Here is an 18,686-nt window from a genome sequence, read left to right as displayed (position 1 = left end):
GTGCCTAGGGCGTACGGTAGCCCTGCACGGGGCAGGCGTGTCCGACAAGTACGGAACGTCCCCCTGGTCTTCCGGCGCGTCCTCCCGACCGCCGCCCGCGCCCGGTCCGCCGGAGCCGACGGAGCGTCACACCTCCAACGGGCGGGCTTTGTTCGGGTGTCGTGGCCGGGGCCCGATTGGCTTTCTCGGGGCCGGTCGGGGCAGGATTCGTATCCAGGCAGGCGGACGGGCCTTCGACGGCACCGGCGCGCGGCATCGGGTACGGACCCGGCCTGCGACCACGCAATGCCTGCATGAGCACAGTGTGCGGACCTGCGGCCCATCCGGGTGCCCCCCGGTGGGAGTACCGATGGGCCCCCGCACACCGCAAGCGAACAGACCACAGGAGTACACATGAACCGCAGTGAGCTGGTGGCCGCGCTGTCCGAGCGCGCCGAGGTGACCCGCAAGGACGCCGACGCCGTTCTGGCCGCCTTCGCCGAGATCGTCGGCGAGGTCGTCGCCAAGGGCGACGAGAAGGTCACCATCCCCGGTTTCCTGACCTTCGAGCGCACCCACCGTGCCGCCCGCACCGCCCGCAACCCGCAGACCGGTGAGCCGATCCAGATCGCGGCCGGCTACAGCGCCAAGGTGAGCGCCGGCTCCAAGCTCAAGGAAGCCGCCAAGGGCTGAACCACCCCTTGAACGCCCGAGAGGCCGGGCTCCCCGCTGGGGAGCCCGGCCTCTCGGTTTTCCGGCCCGGTGATCAGGCGTCGACCAGCTGCTCGGACGGCAGCTCGACGTGGGCGCCCAGGTCGCGCAGCTTCTCCATGAAGTTCTCGTAGCCGCGGTTGATCAGGTCGATGCCGTGCACGGTCGAGGTGCCCTCGGCCGCCAGCGCCGCGATCAGGTACGAGAAGCCGCCGCGCAGGTCCGGGATGACCAGCTCGGCGCCCATCAGCTTGGACGGGCCGGAGACGACCGCCGAGTGCAGGAAGTTGCGCGCGCCGAAGCGGCACGGGGTGGCGCCCAGGCACTCGCGGTACAGCTGGATGTGCGCACCCATCTGGTTGAGCGCGCCGGTGAAGCCGAGCCGCGACTCGTACACCGTCTCGTGGACGATGGACAGCCCGGTGGCCTGGGTCAGCGCGACCACCAGCGGCTGCTGCCAGTCCGTCTGGAAGCCCGGGTGCACGTCGGTCTCCAGGGCGATCGCCTTGAGCTCGCCGCCCGGGTGCCAGAAGCGGATGCCCTCGTCCTCCACCTCGAAGGCGCCGCCGACCTTCCGGAAGGTGTTCAGGAAGGTCATCATCTCCAGCTGGCGGGCGCCGCGGACGTAGATGTCGCCCTTGGTGGCGAGCGCCGCGCAGGCCCAGGAGGCGGCCTCCAGGCGGTCCGGCAGCGCGCGGTGGGTGTAGCCGCCCAGCTCGTCGACGCCGGTGATCAGGATGGTCCGGTCGGTGCCCAGCGTGATGATCGCGCCCATCTTCTGCAGCACGCAGATCAGGTCGACGATCTCCGGCTCGATGGCCGCGTTGCGCAGCTCGGTGACGCCCTCGGCGAGGACGGCGGTGAGCAGCACCTGCTCGGTCGCACCGACCGAGGGGTAGGGCAGCTCGATCCTGGTGCCGCGCAGACGCTGCTGGGCGACCAGGTAGGTGCCCTGCGGGTGCTTCTCGATGGTGGCGCCGAACTGGCGCAGCACCTCGAAGTGGAAGTCGACCGGGCGGCCGCCGATGTCGCAGCCGCCCAGGCCCGGGATGAAGGCGTGGCCGAGGCGGTGCAGCAGGGGGCCGCAGAACAGGATCGGGATCCGCGAGGAGCCGGCGTGCGCGTCGATGTCAGCGACGTTCGCACTCTCCACGTGGGACGGGTCGAGGATCAGCTCGCCGTCCTCGTCGCCCGTGCGCACGGTGACCCCGTGCAGCTGGAGCAGGCCGCGGACCACCTTGACGTCGCGGATGTCCGGGACGTTGCGCAGTCTGCTGGGGCCCTGGCCGAGGAGGGCGGCGACCATGGCCTTGGGCACCAGGTTCTTCGCACCGCGGACGCGGATCTCGCCTTCGAGCGGGTTTCCGCCGTGGACCAGCAGGACGTCGTCGGTCATCGTTCTCGCAATCCGGGGTGCCAGAGGAGTGGGAAGGGGCTCCGGTAGAGAGCCGGTGGTGGACCGGTTGGTACGGGCGCGTTCGGGCCCCCGGCGAAACCGAGTCGGCACCGTAGAAAGGGCGTCCACCATCCGTAGATGGTAGTGGGCGTGCCGATGGTTCCCGTGAGCCTCTCCCGTGATGGTGCTCTCTCCGGGTCCGGTCCCGCCCGCCGGATGGTCCGTACGGGTGTTCGTCGGGCGTGATGGTTTCGAGCGTTGCGGTGTCCGACCCCGGCCGTTCTGCGGGATCATGTGTGGCATGACGGCGGCCCATTCGCACGCAGGACGGTCCCACACCGGCCGTCTGCTCGTCGCGACGCCCCTGCTCACCGATCCGAACTTCGCCCGGGCGGTGGTGCTGCTCCTCGATCACGACGCCGAGGGGGCGCTCGGCGTGGTCCTCAACCGGCCGACGCCGGTCGAGGTGGGCAGCGTGCTGGACGGCTGGGGCCGGCTGGTCGGGCAGCCCGCCGTGGTGTTCCAGGGCGGGCCGGTGGCGCTGGACTCGGCGCTCGGCCTCGCCGTGGCGCCGGGGGAGCCGGGCACCGGCGAGCCGCTCGGCTGGCGGCGGGTGCACGGCGCGATCGGCCTGGTGGACCTGGAGGCGCCGCCCGAGGTGCTGGCCGGCGAGCTGGGCGGGCTGCGGATCTTCGCCGGGTACGCCGGCTGGTCGCCCGGCCAGCTGGAGACGGAGCTGGAGAGCGGCGCCTGGTACCTGGTGGACTGCGAGCCGGGGGACATCTCCAGCCCGGAGCCGGAGCGGCTGTGGCGCTCGGTGCTGCGCCGCCAGCGCGGCCCGCTCGCGCTGCTGGCGACCTACCCGGACGACCCGACGCTGAACTGACGCACGGCCCGTCGGCGCGACACTGGCCGGGTTTCGCGGGGCGCCCATAGACTTGGCACCTATGAGCACTCTTGAGCCCGAGCGCGGCCTCGGCACCGGCACCCTGGTCGAGCCCGTCCCGCAGGTGTCCCACGGGGACGGCGACCACGAGCGCTTCGCGCACTACGTCCAGAAGGACAAGATCATGGAGAGCGCGCTCTCCGGATCGCCCGTGGTGGCGCTCTGCGGCAAGGTGTGGGTGCCCGGGCGCGACCCGAAGAAGTACCCGGTCTGCCCGATGTGCAAGGAGATCTACGACGGCATCGGCAAGCCGCAGGGCGGGGACGACAACGGCAACAAGTAGCACCGGCCGCTCCGCGCGGGTGCCCGGCGTCGTTGTGCACAGCGCCGTTTTGCATGCTGCCGCGTTTCCGAAGTGGTCTATGCCAGTCGTCCAGGGCGGGGGCAGGATGTCGGAATGGACCTCATTCCCGTGCCTTCGAGTGCCGTCCGCCGCCCGGACGAGGACTTCCCCCTCGACGCCACCACCACGCTGACCGCGCCGCCCGGGCTGGCCGACGCCGAGCGGTGGCTGCGCACCGCGCTGGCCGCGGCCACCGGGCTGCCGTTCGGCCCGGGCCGGCCGGGTGCGGGCGTCGAGCTGGTCCAGGACGACGCGCTGGCCGCCGAGGCGTACCGGATCGCGGTGCGCCCCGGCCACGCCCTGATCGCCGCCGGCGGGCCGGCCGGTGCGCTGTGGGGCGCGCAGACCCTGCGGCAGCTGCTCGGCCCGGACGCCTACCGCCGCTCCCCGCTGCGCCGCACCGGCTGGGTGCTGCCCGGCGCGGACATCGCGGACGCCCCCCGGTTCGGCTGGCGCGGCGCGCTGCTCGACGTCGCCCGGCACTTCCTGCCCAAGTCGGACGTGCTGCGCTTCGTCGACCTGCTGGCCGCGCACAAGCTCAACGTGCTGCACCTGCACCTGACCGACGACCAGGGCTGGCGGGTGGAGATCAAGCGCTACCCGGGCCTGACCGAGCGCGGCGCCTGGCGGGACCGCTCGATGGTCGGCTACCGGGCCGGCCAGCGCCGCGACGACCGCCCGCACGGCGGCTACTACACCCAGGACGACCTGCGCGAGATCGTCGCCTACGCGGCCGCGCGCGGGGTCACCGTCGTCCCGGAGGTCGACCTGCCCGGGCACACCCAGGCCGCCGTCGCCGCCTACCCCGAGCTGGGCAACACCGACGTGGTGGACACCGCCGCGCTCGGCGTCTGGACGGACTGGGGGGTGAGCCACAACGTGCTCAACGCCTCCGAGGGCACCCTGCGCTTCTTCGAGGGGGTGCTGGAGGAGGTCCTGGAGCTCTTCCCGTCCGAGTTCATCCACCTCGGCGGCGACGAGTGCCCCAAGGAGCAGTGGAAGGACAGCGCGGCCGCCCAGGCGCGGATCCGCGAGCTCGGCCTGGCCAACGAGGACGAGCTGCAGAGCTTCGTGATCCGGCACTTCGACCGCTGGCTGGCCGAGCGCGGCCGCCGGCTGATCGGCTGGGACGAGATCCTGGAGGGCGGCCTGGCCCCGGGCGCGGCCGTCTCCTCCTGGCGTGGGTTCGGCGGCGGGATGGCCGCCGCCGAGGCCGGGCACGACGTGGTGATGTGCCCCGAGCAGCACGTCTACTTCGACCACCGGCAGGCCGACGGCCCCGACGAGCCGATCCCGGTCGGCTTCGTGCGCACGCTGGAGGACGTCTACCGCTTCGAGCCGGTGCCCGGGCAGCTGGACGAGACCGCCGCCCGGCACGTGATCGGCACCCAGGCCAACCTGTGGAGCGAGTTCATGGACAGCGCCCGCGACATCGACTACCGGGCCTTCCCCCGGTTGGTGGCCTTCGCCGAGGTCGCCTGGTCCGACCTGCCCACCGAGCCGGCCGAGCGCGACTACGCGGGCTTCGAGCGCCGGCTGGAGACGCACCTGAAGGTGCTGGACGCGCTCGGTGTCGAGTACCGCCCGGCCGGCGGTCCGCACCCCTGGCAGCGCCGGCCCGGCGTGGCCGGCCGGCCGATCGAGGGCCCGCCGCCGGTGCGCTGAGCGCGGCGGTTGTCACGCCCCGGGAACTTCTGAGTGGTCATCCGACGTCAAGAACAGATGAACATCTGCCCTGGCCCGATTCGGGTTGGGGCAGATACCGCCCGGTATCCGTCCCAATCGGGCAGTCCCGTTCACCGACCCCGAAATGATCATCGAGCATTGTGTGCCAGAGTTGCCCAACCCGGCCCGATCGCCCGTACCCTACGGGCCAGGCCGGGCTGCTGACGCGGACACCACGGCCGAAGGCCGCGGGCGGCAGGCGATCGATGAGCAAGTGGAGCACGGTGGGACCCAGGTGAACCGGACGATCATGCTGCCGGCCTCCCTCGACGAGGCCGTCGACGCGCTGGCCGCCACCCCGGCCGCGGTACCGGTGGCCGGAGCCACCGACCTGATGGAGGCCGTCAACGCCGGGCGGCTGCGCCCCGCCGCCCTGGTCGGCCTCGGCCGGATCACCGAACTGCGCGGCTGGCGCTACGAGGACGGCGGCACCGCCGTCCTCGGCGCCGGACTCACCCACGCCCGGATGGACCGCCCCGACTTCGCCGCGCTGATCCCCGCGCTCGCGGACGCCGCCCGCACGGCCGGCCCGCCGCAGGTGCGCAACGTCGGCACCCTCGGCGGCAACATCGTCACCGCCGCCCCGGCCGGCGACACCCTCCCGGTGCTCACCGCCCTGGAGGCCAGCGTCACCCTCGCCCGGGCCGGCGCCAGCCGGGAGGTGCCGGTCAGTCACCTGCTCACCGGCCTCGACCCGGTGCGCCCCGGCGAACTGCTCACCTGGGTGCGCGTCCCGCTGCTGCACGCCCCGCAGGTCTTCCTCAAGGCCACCGGCCGCAGCGGCCCGGCCCGCGCCACCGCCTCCGTCGCGCTGGTCCTCGACCCCGCCCGGCGCGCCGTGCGCTGCGCGGTCGGCGCCGTCGCCCCGGTGCCGCTGCGCCCGCTGGAGGCCGAGGCCTGGGTGGCCGGCTGCATCGACTGGGACGGCAGCAGGGAGATCGACCCGGCCGCGACCGCCGCCTTCGGCGAGTACGTGGCCGCCGCGTGCGTCCCCGACAGCTACGGCGCCGAAGGCGCCTGGGAGGCCGTGACCGAGGGGCCGAGCGCGGCCGCCGTTCGGCTGCGGCGTACCGTATCGGTGCTGGCCCGACGGGCACTGGGAAGGGCGCTGAAGTGACCACAGACCCCAACGAGACCCTCGACGCCGACCCGCTCGGCCTCACCCCGCAGGTCAGCCGCGAGCTGCGCCCGTGCGCCTCGTACACCTTGCGGGTCAACGGTTTCGAACGGCCCGTCACCGACGCCTGGATCGGCGAGAGCCTGCTCTACGTGCTGCGCGAGCGGCTCGGCCTGGCCGGCGCCAAGGACGGCTGCGAGCAGGGCGAGTGCGGGGCCTGCTCGGTGCAGGTGGACGGCCAGCTGGTGGCCGGCTGCCTGGTGCCCGCCGCCCTGGCCGCCGACAGCGAGATCAACACCGTCGAGGGCCTGTCGGCCGCCGGCGGCGCGAGCGACGTCCAGCAGGCGCTGGCCGAGTCCGGCGCGGTGCAGTGCGGCTACTGCACCCCCGGCATGGCGATGGCCGTGCACGACCTGCTCCAGCGCAACCACCGCCCGACCGAGGTCGAGGCCCGCCAGGCGCTCTGCGGCAACCTCTGCCGCTGCACCGGCTACCGGGGTGTGCTGGCCGCCGTCCAGAGCATCGCGGACGGGCGCGCCGCGGACGCCGAGGAGGCGGAGGAGACCGCCGAGCAGGCCGCGGCCGTCGACCAGCCCGCCGCCGACCGCCCCGCCGAGGAGCCGGCCGCCGAACCCGCAGCCGCCGTCGAACCGCCGGTCTACACCGACGCCGACGCCTGGATCGAGCACGTCCCGCAGCCGCCCGCCGAGCAGACCCCGGCGGGCGCCGGGGAGCCGTACGGCGACGGGCCGGGCGGCTACGACAGCGGCGTGTACGACACCGCCGTCCTGACGCCGGTCCAGGGCATCCCCGCCCAGACCGCCGACGACCAGGTGTACTACCCGCCGCAGGGCTACCCCGAGCAGCCGTACCAGGGCACCCCCGCCCACGGCACCTACGTGCCCGGCGGCTACCCGCAGCAGAGCGGCTACGACACCGGGTACGACGACGCCCCGGTCTACCAGCCCACCCCCGCGCACGGCACGCCCCTGCCGGGCACCGCCTTCGACGGCACGCCCCCGCACGGCACGCCGTACGTCGCCACGCCCCCGCACGGCGCCCCGGCCGAGGGCGCCGCCCCGGCCGGCGTTCCGTACGGCGCCACCCCCGCTCACGGCATCCGGCTCCCCGAGGACGACCACGCATCATGACGTCGCCTACCGACATCGGCGCAGCACTCCAGCAGGACGGCGGCGAGGGCGGCGCACCGGAGCCGTTCGGCCTGGGCAGCTCACCGCTGCGCAGCGACGCGCTGCCCAAGGCGCTCGGCATCTACCCGTACGCGGCCGACCTGTGGGCCGAAGGGCTGCTCTGGGGCGCGGTGCTGCGCTCGCCGCACCCGCACGCCCGGATCCGGGGCATCGACACCTCGGCCGCGCTCGCGCTGCCCGGCGTGCACGCCGTGGTCACCGCCGCGGACCTGCCGCCCGGCCCGGACGGCGGCCCGGACGGCGCCCCGGCCGGGCCGATCGTCGCCGACCGGCCGGTGCTGGCCGCGGGCGTGGTGCGCCACCACGGCGAGCCGATCGCCGCGGTGGCCGCCGACCACCCCGACACCGCCCGGCTGGCGGTCGGCCTGATCGCGGTCGACTACGAGCCGCTGGAGGCCGTCACCGACCCCGAGCAGGCCTTCACCGCCCCGGCGCTGCACCCGGACGGCAACCTGTTCCGCCACCTGCCGCTGCGCACCGGGGACCCGGACGCGGTCGGCGAGATCGTCGTCGAGGGCCTCTACCAGGTCGGCCGGCAGGACCCGGCCCCGCTCGGCGCCGAGGCCGGGCTGGCCGTGCCGCGCCCGGACGGCGGCGTCGAACTGCACCTGTCCTCCACCGATCCGCACGGGGACCGCGACCGCACCGCCGCCTGCCTCGGCCTGGAGCCCGACCGGGTCCGGCTGGTGGTCACCGGCGTGCCCGGCGCGACCACCGACCGCGAGGACCTCTCCTTCCAGGTCACCCTGGCGCTGCTGGCGCTGCGCACCGGTCGCCCGGTGAAGATGACCCTCACCCGCGAGGAGTCCTTCCAGACCCACACCTCGCGCCACCCCGCGCTCCTGCGCTACCGCCACCACGCCGATGCCGAGGGCACCCTGGTGAAGGTCGAGGCGCAGATCCTGCTGGACGGCGGCGCGTACGCGGACGTCTCCGCCGAGGCGCTGGCCGCCGCCACCGCCTTCTCGGTCGGCCCGTACGTCTGCCCGAACGTCTTCGTGGACGCCTGGGCGGTGCGCACCAACAACCCGCCGGCCGGGCGGATGCGCGGCGAGGGCGCACTGCAGGCCTGCTTCGCCTACGAGTCGCAGCTGGACCAGCTGGCCGCCCGGATCGGCGTGGACCCGGTGGAGATCCGCCGCCGCAACGCGATGGCCACCGGCGACCCGATGCCCACCGGACAGGCCGTCACCTGCCCGGCGCCGGTGGGCGCGCTGCTGGACGCCGTCGCGGCCGAGCCGCTGCCGGCCCTGCCGGTGGACGACCCGGACGCCGAGTGGCTGCTGCCGGGCGGGCCCGGCGGCGCCGGCGACCCGGCGGCGGTGCGGCGCGGGATCGGCTACGCCGTCGGCATGGTGCACATGCTCGGCGCCGAGGGCGAGGACGAGGTCTCCACGGCCACCGTGCGGGTCAGCGGCGACCACGCCACGGTGATCTGCGCGGCCGTCGACTCCGGACAGGGCTTCGCCACGCTGGCCCGGCAGATCGTGCAGACCGTGCTGGGCGTCAGCGAGGTGTACATCGCGCCGGCCGACAGCGACCAGTCGATCGCCGGGCCCTCCGCCCGCGGCCGGCACACCTGGGTCTCCGGCGGCGCGGTCGAGCGCGCCGCGCTGATGGTGCGCCACCAGCTGCTGCAGCCGATCGCCGCCAACTTCGGGATGTCGGTGGAACTGCTGCAGATCGCCGACGGCAAGATCACCTCGTACGACGGGGTGCTCGGCATGCCGGTCGCCGAGGCGCTGGAGGGCAAGGAGCTCTGGGCGACCGCGCAGTGCCGCCCGCACCCCACCGAGCCGCTGGACGAGTCCGGGCAGGGCGACGCCTTCGTGTCCATCGCGTTCTGCGCGATGCGCGCGGTGGTGGACGTGGACATCGAGCTGGGCGCCGTCCGGGTGGTCGAGATGACGGTCGCCCAGGACGTCGGCCGGGCGCTGAACCCGCGACAGATCGAGGACCGGATCGAGGCGGGCGTGGCCCAGGGTGTCGGCCTGGCCCTGCTGGAGGACCTGCGCACCGAGGGCGGCGTGCTGCAGAACCCCTCGTTCACCGGCTACCGGCTGCCCACCGCCCTGGACACCCCGGAGGTGCGGATCGCCGCCCTGCTGGAGGAGCGGGACGTGGTCGCCACCTTCGGCGCCAAGGCGGTCAGCGCCGTCCCCGCGGTGGTCGCCCCGGCGGCCGTCGCCGCCGCCGTCCGGGCCGCCACCGGACTGTCGGTCGGCCGGCTGCCGATCCGGCCGGAGGACGCGGTCGCGGTCTGACGGACCGGGGCGGTCGGCTTCGCGCCGACCGCCCCGGAAACGCCTGAAAAGGAATTGCCGGTCGACGGAATGTCGACCGGCAATTCCTTTTTCCAACGAGGCCATGACGGGAATCGAACCCGTGTACACCGCTTTGCAGACGGTTCCCTAAGCCACTCGGGCACACGGCCAGTGAATTCATAGTGGCGGAATCCGCGGGGGGTCGTCAACGGCGGAATGTAAATTCTGTATGGCAACCTGTGTTACCGTCGGAGCCAGGTGGCCGGTGTCCGGCCACCCCGGACGAGCGCGTCGTACCCGGTGACGACAAGACGGCGCAGTTCAGCGGCAATCCGGCCGCTGTGGACTGCGGAGGTGCGGCCGTCATGGCTTGGCTCGTTCTGATCATCTCGGGTGTCCTGGAGACCGTGTGGGCGGTGGCCCTGGAGTCGTCCAAGGGCTTTTCCCGGCTCGTCCCCAGCCTCGTCTTCGGCGTCGCCCTGCTGCTGAGCATGGGCGGGCTGGCGTACGCGATGCGCACCATTCCGATCGGCACCGGCTACGCGGTGTGGGTCGGCATCGGCGCGGTCGGCACCGCGCTCTACGGCATGGCCGTCCTGGGGGACGCGGTGACGGCGGCCCGGATCGGCTGCCTGCTGCTCATCGTCTCCGGCGTGGTCGGCCTGAAGGTGCTGCACTGATCTCGGGCCTAGGTCCTGAGACCTAGCTGATCACCGACTCCGGTCAGGGGTCACGGAGGCAGACGGCCCTTACGATGTCACCCATGACCACTGCCTCCCCCACCTCGGTCGACTCCGCGCCGATACCCCTCGATGACGACCCCGGCGGCGGGGTGCTCAGCGGCCGCTACCGGGCGCTGACGCTGGGGATCGTCTCGGTGGTCCTGCTGCTCGCCTTCGAGGCGACGGCCGTCAACACCGCGATGCCGGTGGCGGCCCGTCAGCTGGACGGCATCGGGCTGTACGCCTTCGCCTTCTCCGGCTACTTCACCACCACGCTGTTCGCCCTGGTCGTCTCCGGCCAGTGGTGCGACCGGCGCGGCCCGCTCCAGCCGCTGTTCACCGGCATCGCGGTCTTCGGCATGGGCCTGGTGGTGGCCGGGACGGCGCCGGGGATGTGGGTGTTCGTGGCCGGGCGGGCGATCCAGGGCCTGGGCGGCGGACTGGTGATCGTCGCACTGTACGTGGTGGTCGGCCGGGCCTACCCGGAGCGGCTGCGCCCGGCGGTGTTCGCGGCCTTCTCCTCGGCCTGGGTGCTGCCCTCGATCGTCGGCCCGGTGGTCTCCGGGGCGATCACCCAGCACCTGGGCTGGCGCTGGGTGTTCCTGGCCGTCCCGGTGCTGATCCTGCTGCCGCTGGCGGTGATGGGCCCGGCGCTGGCCCGCTCCGAGCGGGACCACCCGGTGCTCAAGGGCGCGGACTTCGACCGCCGGCGCACCGTGCTGGCCGCGATGGCGGCGCTCGGGGCCGGCCTGCTGCAGTACGCGGGCCAGCGGCTGGACCTGATCGGGCTGCTCCCGGCGGCGGCCGGGGCGGCGCTGCTGCTGCCCGCCGTGCTGGGGCTGCTGCCCGCCGGGACGCTGCGGGCCGGGCGCGGGCTGCCCACGGTGATCCTGCTGCGCGGGGTGGCCGCGGGGGCGTTCTTCGCGGCCGAGGCGTTCATCCCGCTGATGATGGTCACCCAGCGCGGCCTGTCGCCGACGCTGGCCGGGCTCACCCTGACCAGCGGCGGCCTGTCCTGGGCGCTGGGCTCGTGGTTGCAGGGGAGGCCTGGGGCCGAGCGCTACCGCGAGGCGATGATCCGGGGCGGGTTCGTGCTGACCGCGGTGGCGATCGCGGGCGCCGCGCTGGTGCTGGTCCCGGCGGTGCCGGCCTGGGCGGCGGCGGTGGCCTGGGGCGTCGGCGGGATCGGGATGGGGCTGACGGTCGCGAGCGTCAGCGTCCTGATGATGAAGCTGTCCACGCCGGAGGACGCCGGGGCCAACTCGGCCTCGCTGCAGATGAGCGACGCGCTGGGCAACGTGCTGCTGGTCGGCCTGTCCGGGGTGCTCTTCGCGGCGCTGGGCGGCGGCTCGGTGGCCGCCGCCCACGAGGGCGTCGAGGGGGCCGGCTCGACCGGCGCCTTCGCGGTGATCTTCCTGACCATGACCGGGGTGGCCCTGCTGGGCGCGCTGGTCTCCGGCCGGGTCCGCAAGGCCTGACGGTCAGCCGACGGCGGAGGCGGACGCGCCGGCGGAGGGCACCGGCGGCGGCGCCGGGGTGCCGAGGAAGCTCCCCCAGCCGCCTGCCGGCGACTGGCCCGGGGCGAGGCTCTGCAGCTTGCGCAGCACCGCCGGGTCCTGGGCGTCCAGCCAGTCCACCAGCTGGCGGAACGAGACCAGCCGGACCTCGGGCTTGCCCGCGATGCTCGTCAGCGCCTCCTCGACGGCGTTCATGTAGATGCCGCCGTTCCACTCCTCGAAGTGGTTGCCGATGATGTACGGCGCGCGGTTGCTGTTGTACGTGCGGTCGAAGCCCATCAGGTAGGAGTCGCGGGCCTGGGTCTGGAAGCCCGGGTAGAGCGCCGGATCGGCCTTGGTGTTGGGGCCGCACTGGTTGTACATGATGTTGTAGTCCATCGACAGCACCTGGAAGGTGTGCCCGGGGAAGGGGATGGACTGCAGCGGGAGGTCCCAGAGCGCGCCGCCCTGGATCTTCTGCGGCCACACCTGGGTGCCGTTGCCGCTGCTGTCGTAGCGCCAGCCGCGCTTGACGGCGGTGGGCAGCAGGTTGCGCTGGCCCTCCAGGCAGGGGGTGCGGCTGCCGATCAGCTCCTTGCGGTAGTCGAAGGGCAGCGCGGGCAGGTCGGTGAAGCCGGTGTTGGTCCGCCAGTTGGTCACGAAGTCCATCGCCTGCTGGATCTCGCTGTCCCACTCCTCCGGGGACCACTTGCCGACGCCGGTGGAGCCGCAGAAGTGGCCGTTGAAGTGGGTGCCGATCTCGTGGCCCTCCAGCCAGGCCGCGTGCACGTTCTCCAGGGTGTCGTGGATGTGCTGGTCGCTCAGGTAGCCGATCTCGGAGGCGCCGACCTTGTGCTGCGGGGGGCGGTAGAGGTCCTTCTTGGACTCGGGCAGCAGGTAGAGGCCACTGAGGAAGAAGGTCATCGACGCGTTGTGCTCCCGCGCCAGCCGGCGGAAGCGGGCGAACAGGCCGTTGTCGAGCTCGCCGGCGCCGTCCCAGGAGAAGACCACGAACTGCGGCGGGCGCTCGCCGGCCTTGAGGCGTTCGGGGACGGGCTGGTGGGGCTGGGCGCCGGTGTCGGAGGTGGAGCCGTCGCCGATCAGGGCGGCCTGCGGCTTGGGGGCGGGTGCGGGGGTGCCGCTCCGGGTGGTGGCCGCGTCGCTGGTGGGGACGGCGGCAGGGATGCCGGCGCCGGTCGCCCGCACTCCGCCGCCGACGCTGTTGCTGCCGCAGCCGGCCGCCAGGGTGGCGGCGGTGGCCGCTCCGGCGGCCAGCAGGGTTCGGCGGGAGAGAGCGTCCATGGTCACTCCGTTCATGAGGCGTTCGGCAGGCGTACAGGCATGCGAAAGTCCGGTCGGACGAGTGGGGTGATATAACCCGTGACCGGGTCAGCATGGCATGTGGGCTCGATCGGTCGGAGAGGCTCTACCGATGGTCGTAATCGATCGCTCGATTGACGCAACCGGATCGACCTTGTCCGCCGTCGAAGCTCATGCCGAGGTGTGCGGGCGGCTTCGACGCCTGGGACCCGGCCGTCGCGTTCTGTCACGAGGCACCCACTCGGCGCAGTGATCGGACCGGTGGCCCTGCCGATCGGCGGGTGTCGGTACGACCATCGTATGGACGTGCTTTAGGGTCCGATCGGATTGAATTGTTCCCAGGGAACTCCCAGGATCGGGAATCCGTCGGCAGAGGGGAGCGCCCGTGGGCGTCCAGCAGAGCAGGGGCCCCTGGCCGGGCACCCTGGCGGCCGGTGCCGCGCTGGTGCTCGGCGCCTGGCTGCTGCACGACGGCGGACCGGGCGCGCTGCCGCCCGTCCCCGGCGTCGCGCAGGCCCTGTCCGGCTTCGCCCCGGTCTCCGTCGTTCCGCCGCTCGGCCCGTCCGCCCCCACCCGGATCCGCATCCCGGCCGTCCGGCTGGACGCCCCGGTCACCACGCTCGGCCTCGACTCCGGCGGCCACCTCCTGGCCCCGCCCGAGGCGGACCGCAACCTGGCGGGCTGGTACCGCGGCGGGGCCAGCCCCGGGCAGCGCGGCACCGCCATCCTGGCCGGACACGTCGACAACAAGGCAGGCCCGGCCGTCTTCTACCATCTGGGGGCACTGCGCCGCGGCGACCGGATCGAGATCGCCCGCGCGGACGGCGCCGTCGCCGTCTACCAGCTGTACGCCATCGAAGTGCACGACCGAAAGGACTTCCCGGACGACCGGGTGTACCGCCAGGCCGCCGACGCACAGCTGCGGGTCATCACCTGCGGCGGCGCGTACAGCGACGAGCACGGCTACGAGGGCAACGTCGTCGCCTACGGCTTCCTGGCCGACACCACCCGGCCGGGTAAACCCGCATGACCACGCTGAACCTCGCCACCCGCTGGAACCCGATCGACTGGCCGCTCACCCACGGCCCGATTCCGTACGCCGTGTACGTCGTCGGCTGGGTCGCGCTGCTCGCGCTCGCCGTCGGCCGGAGCCGGAGCTGGTGGCGCTTCCGGCTGCCCGCCGCCCTGTTCACCGCGGCGGCCCTGAGCCTGCTGCTCGATGTCGTGGTCGACGGCTGGTGGCACCCCTTCCCCGAGGGCACGCCCGAGTACGTCACCTGGTGGATCGCCGTCGCCCTGCTCGGCTTCTGCCTGGCCGGCTGGCGAATGCGCCGGCTGGTCTGGCGGCGCAAGGCGTTCGTGCTCGGGCTGAGCTCGCTGGTGCTGCTGATGGCCGCCTCCGAGGTCAACATCGGCTTCGGGCAGTTCCCGAGCGGCCGGGTCATGCTCGCGCCGTGGCTGACCAAGACCGAGGAGGGCATCCCTCCCAAGGTCGCGCGGACGGCCGCCGCCCCGGCGGACAAGGTGCTCTCCGAAGTCTGGAAGCCCCCGGCGGACCTGCCGGACAAGGGCACCGTCTCGGTGGTGCCGATCCCCGGGACCAAGTCCGGCTTCGAGGCCCGCGACGCGTACGTCTACCTCCCGCCCGCCTACCAGGCCAACCCGCGCCCGCAGCTGCCGGTGGTCATGCTGATCAGCGGCCAGCCCGGGACCCCGGGGGACTGGGTGCTCGCCGGTCAGGTGAACGAGGCGCTGGACGCCTTCGCGCAGAAGCACGGGGGCCTCGCCCCGATAGTGGTGATGCCGGATCAGCTGGGCTCGACCTGGGCCAACACGCTCTGCCTGGACTCCAAGATCGCCAAGGTGCACACCTATCTGGCCGAGGACGTCCCCGACTGGATCCACCAGAACCTGCAGACCGCCCAGGGTCGGAAGTCCTGGGCCGTGGGCGGCGCCTCGATGGGCGGCACCTGCGCGCTCCAGCTCGGCGTCAACGCTCCCGACGTCTTCGGCACCGTGCTCGACATGTCCGGGCAGCTGGAGCCCACCCTGGGCACCCGGGCCGACACCGTCAACGCGGCCTACGACGGGGACGAGGCGAAGTTCGACGCCGTAGACCCGGTCCAGGTGATGGCCCGCAAGCAGTTCCCGGACACCGCCGTCGCCATGGTGGTCGGCAAGAACGACACCGAGTTCCGGCCGCAGATGGAGGAGGTCTACAAGTCCGTGAAGGCGGCCGGGATGAAGGTCAAGTTCGAGCTGATGCCGGGCGACCACGGCTGGGTCGTGTTCCGCCCCGGCATCGTCCAGCAGATCCCCTGGCTCGCCCAGCAGACCGGGCTGATCAGGTGATCGGCGTCGGCACCGCGCTCGCCGTCGCCGGCGAGCGCCAACAGGAGGCGGACGGGCCGGACCGCGGCCCGGTCACCCGGACGCCGGAGCCGGGCCCGCAGCGGGCCCGCCGGGCGGCCCGGGCACTGGGCGGGTGGCTGCGCTCGGCGCCGCTGACGCTGGTGCTGCTGGCCGGGCTCTGGGCGCTCGGCGCGGCCACCGGCAGCCTGGCCCACGGGCCGTCGGAGCGGCTGCTCGACCGGGTCGGGGTCGGCCTGCCCACCCTCGCCGAGGGCCGATGGTGGACGCCGTTCACCTCGCTGTTCTGGTGCTCCGGCGCGGGCTCGTACGTGTTCACCAGCCTGCTGCTGCTCCTGGTCGGCCCGGCCGCCGAGCACCGGCTCGGGCGGGTGCGCACGCTCGCGGTGCTGGTCGGCGGGCAGCTGGCGGGCACCCTGTTCGGCGCCGGGCTGGTCGCGGTCGGCTCCCGGGTCGGCGAGCAGTGGACCGCCTCGGTGGCCGACCAGACCGCCGTCGGCCCCGCCATCGGCCTGTTCACCCTGGCCGGGGTGCTCGGCTACCGGCTGACCGTGCTCTGGCGCCGCCGACTGCACCTGCTGGTGCTGCTCGTTCCGCTGGTCATGACCCTCTACGTGGGCCACCTGCAGAGCGTCCAGCGGTGCGCCGCCGCGCTCGTCGGGCTGGGCGTCGGCGCGCTGCTCGGCCGGGGCCGGCTGCGGCTGCGCACCCACCGCTCCTCGCACTCCGAGACCCGGGTGCTGGTGGCGGTCTGCCTGGTCGCCGCCGCCCTCGGGCCGCTGATCGCCTCGCTGTACGACAACGCCAGCGGGCCGTTCAACACCTTCTCCGAGCTGTACTTCTCGCACCGGCTCAGCCCGGACGAGGTGGCCGACCTCTGCTCGGTCTCGGCGCACGACTGCGCCCGCGCGCACGCCGTGGAGCGGATCTTCGACACCCCGGGCCGCCTGATGGCCGCGGTCTTCCCGGCACTGCTGCTGGTCCTGGCCGAGGGGCTGCGCCGGGGGCTGCGGCTCGCCTGGCGGGTCACCATCGCCACCGAGCTGCTCTGGGCGGGGCTGCTGTGCTGGCTGTACCTCGGCTCCGGCCCGGTCGGCGGCGACGTGGTCCAGTACTTCGTCGAGGCGCTGCTGCTGCCGCTGCTGACCATCGGCCTGCTGCTGGCCAACCGCCAGCGGTTCCGGCTGCGGCTGTCCGGCCGGTCGGTGCGCCGGCTGGCGGCGCTGACCGGCGGCGCCGCGCTGGCCGCCTCCGCCGCGTACACCGGGCTCGGCGTCCTCGCGGCCGACCAGTTCGAGCCCGGGGCGACCTTCCGCAGGCTGCTGCACGGGCTGCCGGCGCAGTTCCTGCCGCCCGCGTACAACGACCTGACGCCGGACTACCCGATCGCGGTCGGCCCGGTGGCGCTCTTCCTGGAGACGTACTGCGGGCTGGCGTTCTGGGTGGTCGCGCTGAGCGCGCTGCTGCTCGCCTTCCGCCGGCCGGTGGTGCACACCGACGCGGCGGCGGCCGCCCGGGCCAGGGCGCTGCTCACCGCGCACGGCGGCGGGACGCTGTCGTTCATCACCACCTGGGACGGCAACCACTACTGGTTCGACGAGGAGGGCCGGGCGGCGGTCGCCTACCGGGTGCTGGGCACCGTGGCGCTGACCACCGGCGACCCGTTCGGCGCGCCGGAGGCCCGGACCGGGGCGGTGGCCGGCTTCGCCCGGTACTGCGACGCGCGGGGCTGGACGCCGTGCTTCTACAGCGTCTCCCCGCAGACCAGGGCCGCCGCCGGGCAGCTCGGCTGGCGCTCGGTGCAGGTCGCCGAGGACACCGTGGTCGCGCTGCCCGAGCTGGCCTTCACCGGCCGCAAGTGGCAGGACATCCGGACGGCGCTCAACAAGGCCGGCAAGCAGGGCATCACCGCCGAGTGGTGGGCCTACCACGAGGCGCCGCTCGCGCTGCGGGACCAGATCCGGGCGATCTCCGAGGAGTGGGTCTCCGAGAAGGGCCTGCCCGAGATGGGCTTCACGCTCGGCGGGCTGGAGGAGCTGGACGACCCGGACGTCCGGGTGCTGATCGCGGTGGACGAGCAGCGCGTCGTGCACGGGCTGACCAGCTGGATGCCGGTGTACGAGGACGGCGTGCCGGTCGGCTGGACGCTGGACTTCATGCGCCGGCGCTCGGACGGCTTCCGCGGCGTCAACGAGTTCCTGATCGCCTCGGCCGCGCTGGGCTTCAAGGAGGAGGGCGCGCGCTTCCTGTCGCTCTCGGGCGCGCCGCTGGCCCGTTCCGGGCAGGACGAGGAGCCCACCGGCCTGCAGCGGATGCTGGACTGGATGGGCCGGGTGCTGGAGCCGGTGTACGGCTTCCGCTCGCTGCTCGCGTTCAAGGCGAAGTTCCAGCCGGAGTACCGGCCGATGTACATGGCGTACCCCGACCCCGCCGCGCTGCCCAGCATCACCAGGGCGATCGGCAAGGCGTACCTGCCGCACCTGACGCCGGCGCAGGGCGTCCGGCTGATGCGCAGGCTGTCGGGCTGAGGGCGGCGGCGCCGGACGGGCACCCAGGCCCCGGACCCGGGGGCGGCCGGAAGCGCGGGGGCGCCTCCGGACGCCGTCCGCCGTGCGCCGGTCCGCCGCTCAGCCGAGCAGCTCGGCGAGCGCGCGGTCGGCGTCCAGGTACAGGTGCTCCTCGCCCTCGGGGACGAGCAGCCGGCTGCGCCACAGGAAGCGCCGCAGGTCGGTGGTGTCGAACTGGAGCAGCGCGGTGCCCTCCGGCGCCCGCAGCTCGACCATGGTGCGCCGGCCGAGCGCGGGCCGGATGTGGACGTCGCCGACACCGGCCGGCAGTTCCAGGCCGGCCGAGAGCAGCTGGCGGGCGAAGATCCAGACGATGTCGTCGGCGGCCTCCCCGCCCGGGCCGCCGTCCGCCGGCCCGTCCAGGGAGAACTCGGCGGGGAAGGCCATCCGGACGGCGAGCGGGTCCTCCGGCCGGTAGGTCAGGACGACCCGCAGCCGGACGGAGCGGTGGGTGGAGAGGATCAGGCGGGCCTGGACGGTCTCTTCGGTGGGGGTGTGCACGGCGAGTCCCTTCGGGTC

15 protein-coding genes, 1 tRNA gene and 1 riboswitch are annotated in these 18,686 nt (G+C 73.7%); of the genes, 12 read left to right on the top strand and 4 right to left on the bottom strand.

The window, feature by feature from the left end:
- Positions 1-393 precede the first annotated feature (393 nt).
- A complete protein-coding gene (locus ACIO5E_RS31675) occupies positions 394-672 on the top strand; it encodes an HU family DNA-binding protein (RefSeq protein WP_280680124.1) in 279 nt (92 codons plus the stop codon).
- A 73-nt stretch (positions 673-745) separates the two neighbouring features.
- Here the strand turns inward: ACIO5E_RS31675 and murA are convergent, their stop codons facing one another.
- Positions 746-2,086 carry a UDP-N-acetylglucosamine 1-carboxyvinyltransferase gene (gene murA / locus ACIO5E_RS31670; RefSeq protein ID WP_400674483.1) on the bottom strand — a complete coding sequence of 447 codons (1,341 nt, stop codon included), beginning with the start codon at positions 2,084-2,086 and terminating at the stop codon, positions 746-748.
- Between the two features lie 292 nt (positions 2,087-2,378).
- On the opposite strand from murA, the gene ACIO5E_RS31665 reads away from it, so the two are divergent.
- The 6 genes from ACIO5E_RS31665 to ACIO5E_RS31640 all read left to right on the top strand — a co-directional run bounded on the left by ACIO5E_RS31665 (position 2,379) and on the right by ACIO5E_RS31640 (position 9,692).
- A complete protein-coding gene (locus ACIO5E_RS31665; RefSeq protein ID WP_400674480.1) occupies positions 2,379-2,972 on the top strand; it encodes a YqgE/AlgH family protein in 594 nt (197 codons plus the stop codon).
- 61 nt (positions 2,973-3,033) lie between these two features.
- Entirely contained in the window at positions 3,034-3,315 is a 282-nt protein-coding gene (locus ACIO5E_RS31660) for a DUF3039 domain-containing protein (protein ID WP_280680118.1), read from the top strand.
- Positions 3,316-3,429: 114 nt separating this feature from the next.
- On the top strand, positions 3,430-5,040 hold the full coding sequence (locus ACIO5E_RS31655; protein WP_400674477.1) for a beta-N-acetylhexosaminidase: 1,611 nt from the start codon (positions 3,430-3,432) through the stop codon (positions 5,038-5,040).
- A 310-nt stretch (positions 5,041-5,350) separates the two neighbouring features.
- Positions 5,351-6,217: an FAD binding domain-containing protein gene (locus ACIO5E_RS31650; protein ID WP_280680193.1), complete on the top strand. Its 867-nt coding sequence runs from the start codon at positions 5,351-5,353 to the stop codon at positions 6,215-6,217.
- Positions 6,214-7,368: a 2Fe-2S iron-sulfur cluster-binding protein gene (locus ACIO5E_RS31645; RefSeq protein ID WP_400674474.1), complete on the top strand. Its 1,155-nt coding sequence runs from the start codon at positions 6,214-6,216 to the stop codon at positions 7,366-7,368. Before ACIO5E_RS31650 ends, ACIO5E_RS31645 begins: the two co-directional genes overlap by 4 nt.
- Complete coding sequence (locus tag ACIO5E_RS31640; protein ID WP_400674472.1) at positions 7,365-9,692, top strand: xanthine dehydrogenase family protein molybdopterin-binding subunit; 2,328 nt, start codon at positions 7,365-7,367, stop codon at positions 9,690-9,692. Before ACIO5E_RS31645 ends, ACIO5E_RS31640 begins: the two co-directional genes overlap by 4 nt.
- A 98-nt stretch (positions 9,693-9,790) precedes the next feature.
- On the opposite strand, the gene ACIO5E_RS31635 is transcribed toward ACIO5E_RS31640, so the two are convergent.
- Positions 9,791-9,862: transfer RNA gene (locus ACIO5E_RS31635), tRNA-Cys, on the bottom strand.
- Positions 9,863-9,947: 85 nt separating this feature from the next.
- Positions 9,948-10,013, top strand: a riboswitch (guanidine-III (ykkC-III) riboswitch).
- Positions 10,014-10,057: 44 nt separating this feature from the next.
- Here ACIO5E_RS31635 and ACIO5E_RS31630 point away from each other — a divergent pair.
- On the top strand, positions 10,058-10,372 hold the full coding sequence (locus tag ACIO5E_RS31630; RefSeq protein WP_400674469.1) for a DMT family transporter: 315 nt from the start codon (positions 10,058-10,060) through the stop codon (positions 10,370-10,372).
- An 83-nt stretch (positions 10,373-10,455) separates the two neighbouring features.
- Complete coding sequence (locus ACIO5E_RS31625) at positions 10,456-11,892, top strand: MFS transporter (protein ID WP_400674466.1); 1,437 nt, start codon at positions 10,456-10,458, stop codon at positions 11,890-11,892.
- A gap of 3 nt (positions 11,893-11,895) precedes the next feature.
- Here the strand turns inward: ACIO5E_RS31625 and ACIO5E_RS31620 are convergent, their stop codons facing one another.
- Positions 11,896-13,212, bottom strand: coding sequence for a hypothetical protein (locus tag ACIO5E_RS31620; protein WP_400674463.1), 1,317 nt, complete (start codon positions 13,210-13,212; stop codon positions 11,896-11,898).
- A gap of 403 nt (positions 13,213-13,615) precedes the next feature.
- On the opposite strand from ACIO5E_RS31620, the gene ACIO5E_RS31615 reads away from it, so the two are divergent.
- From ACIO5E_RS31615 to ACIO5E_RS31605, 3 genes are read left to right on the top strand one after another with little or no spacing between them, the layout of a single operon-like run.
- Positions 13,616-14,260, top strand: a complete 645-nt coding sequence (locus ACIO5E_RS31615; protein ID WP_400674461.1) for a class F sortase — start codon at positions 13,616-13,618, stop codon at positions 14,258-14,260.
- On the top strand, positions 14,257-15,582 hold the full coding sequence (locus tag ACIO5E_RS31610; RefSeq protein WP_400674459.1) for an alpha/beta hydrolase: 1,326 nt from the start codon (positions 14,257-14,259) through the stop codon (positions 15,580-15,582). The genes ACIO5E_RS31615 and ACIO5E_RS31610 overlap by 4 nt, the downstream gene beginning before the upstream one ends.
- Positions 15,579-18,128, top strand: a complete 2,550-nt coding sequence (locus ACIO5E_RS31605) for a rhomboid family intramembrane serine protease (RefSeq protein ID WP_400674457.1) — start codon at positions 15,579-15,581, stop codon at positions 18,126-18,128. The genes ACIO5E_RS31610 and ACIO5E_RS31605 overlap by 4 nt, the downstream gene beginning before the upstream one ends.
- Before the next feature lie 99 nt (positions 18,129-18,227).
- Here the strand turns inward: ACIO5E_RS31605 and ACIO5E_RS31600 are convergent, their stop codons facing one another.
- Positions 18,228-18,668: an SsgA family sporulation/cell division regulator gene (locus ACIO5E_RS31600; RefSeq protein WP_400674455.1), complete on the bottom strand. Its 441-nt coding sequence runs from the start codon at positions 18,666-18,668 to the stop codon at positions 18,228-18,230.
- Positions 18,669-18,686: the final 18 nt, after the last annotated feature.

Origin of the sequence: Kitasatospora sp. NPDC087314 (assembly GCF_044744365.1) — a bacterium.
Lineage (GTDB): Bacteria > Actinomycetota > Actinomycetes > Streptomycetales > Streptomycetaceae > Kitasatospora.
The sequence above is the reverse complement of the archived record's forward strand: the minus strand, read 5'-3'. Positions and strand labels throughout refer to the sequence as shown.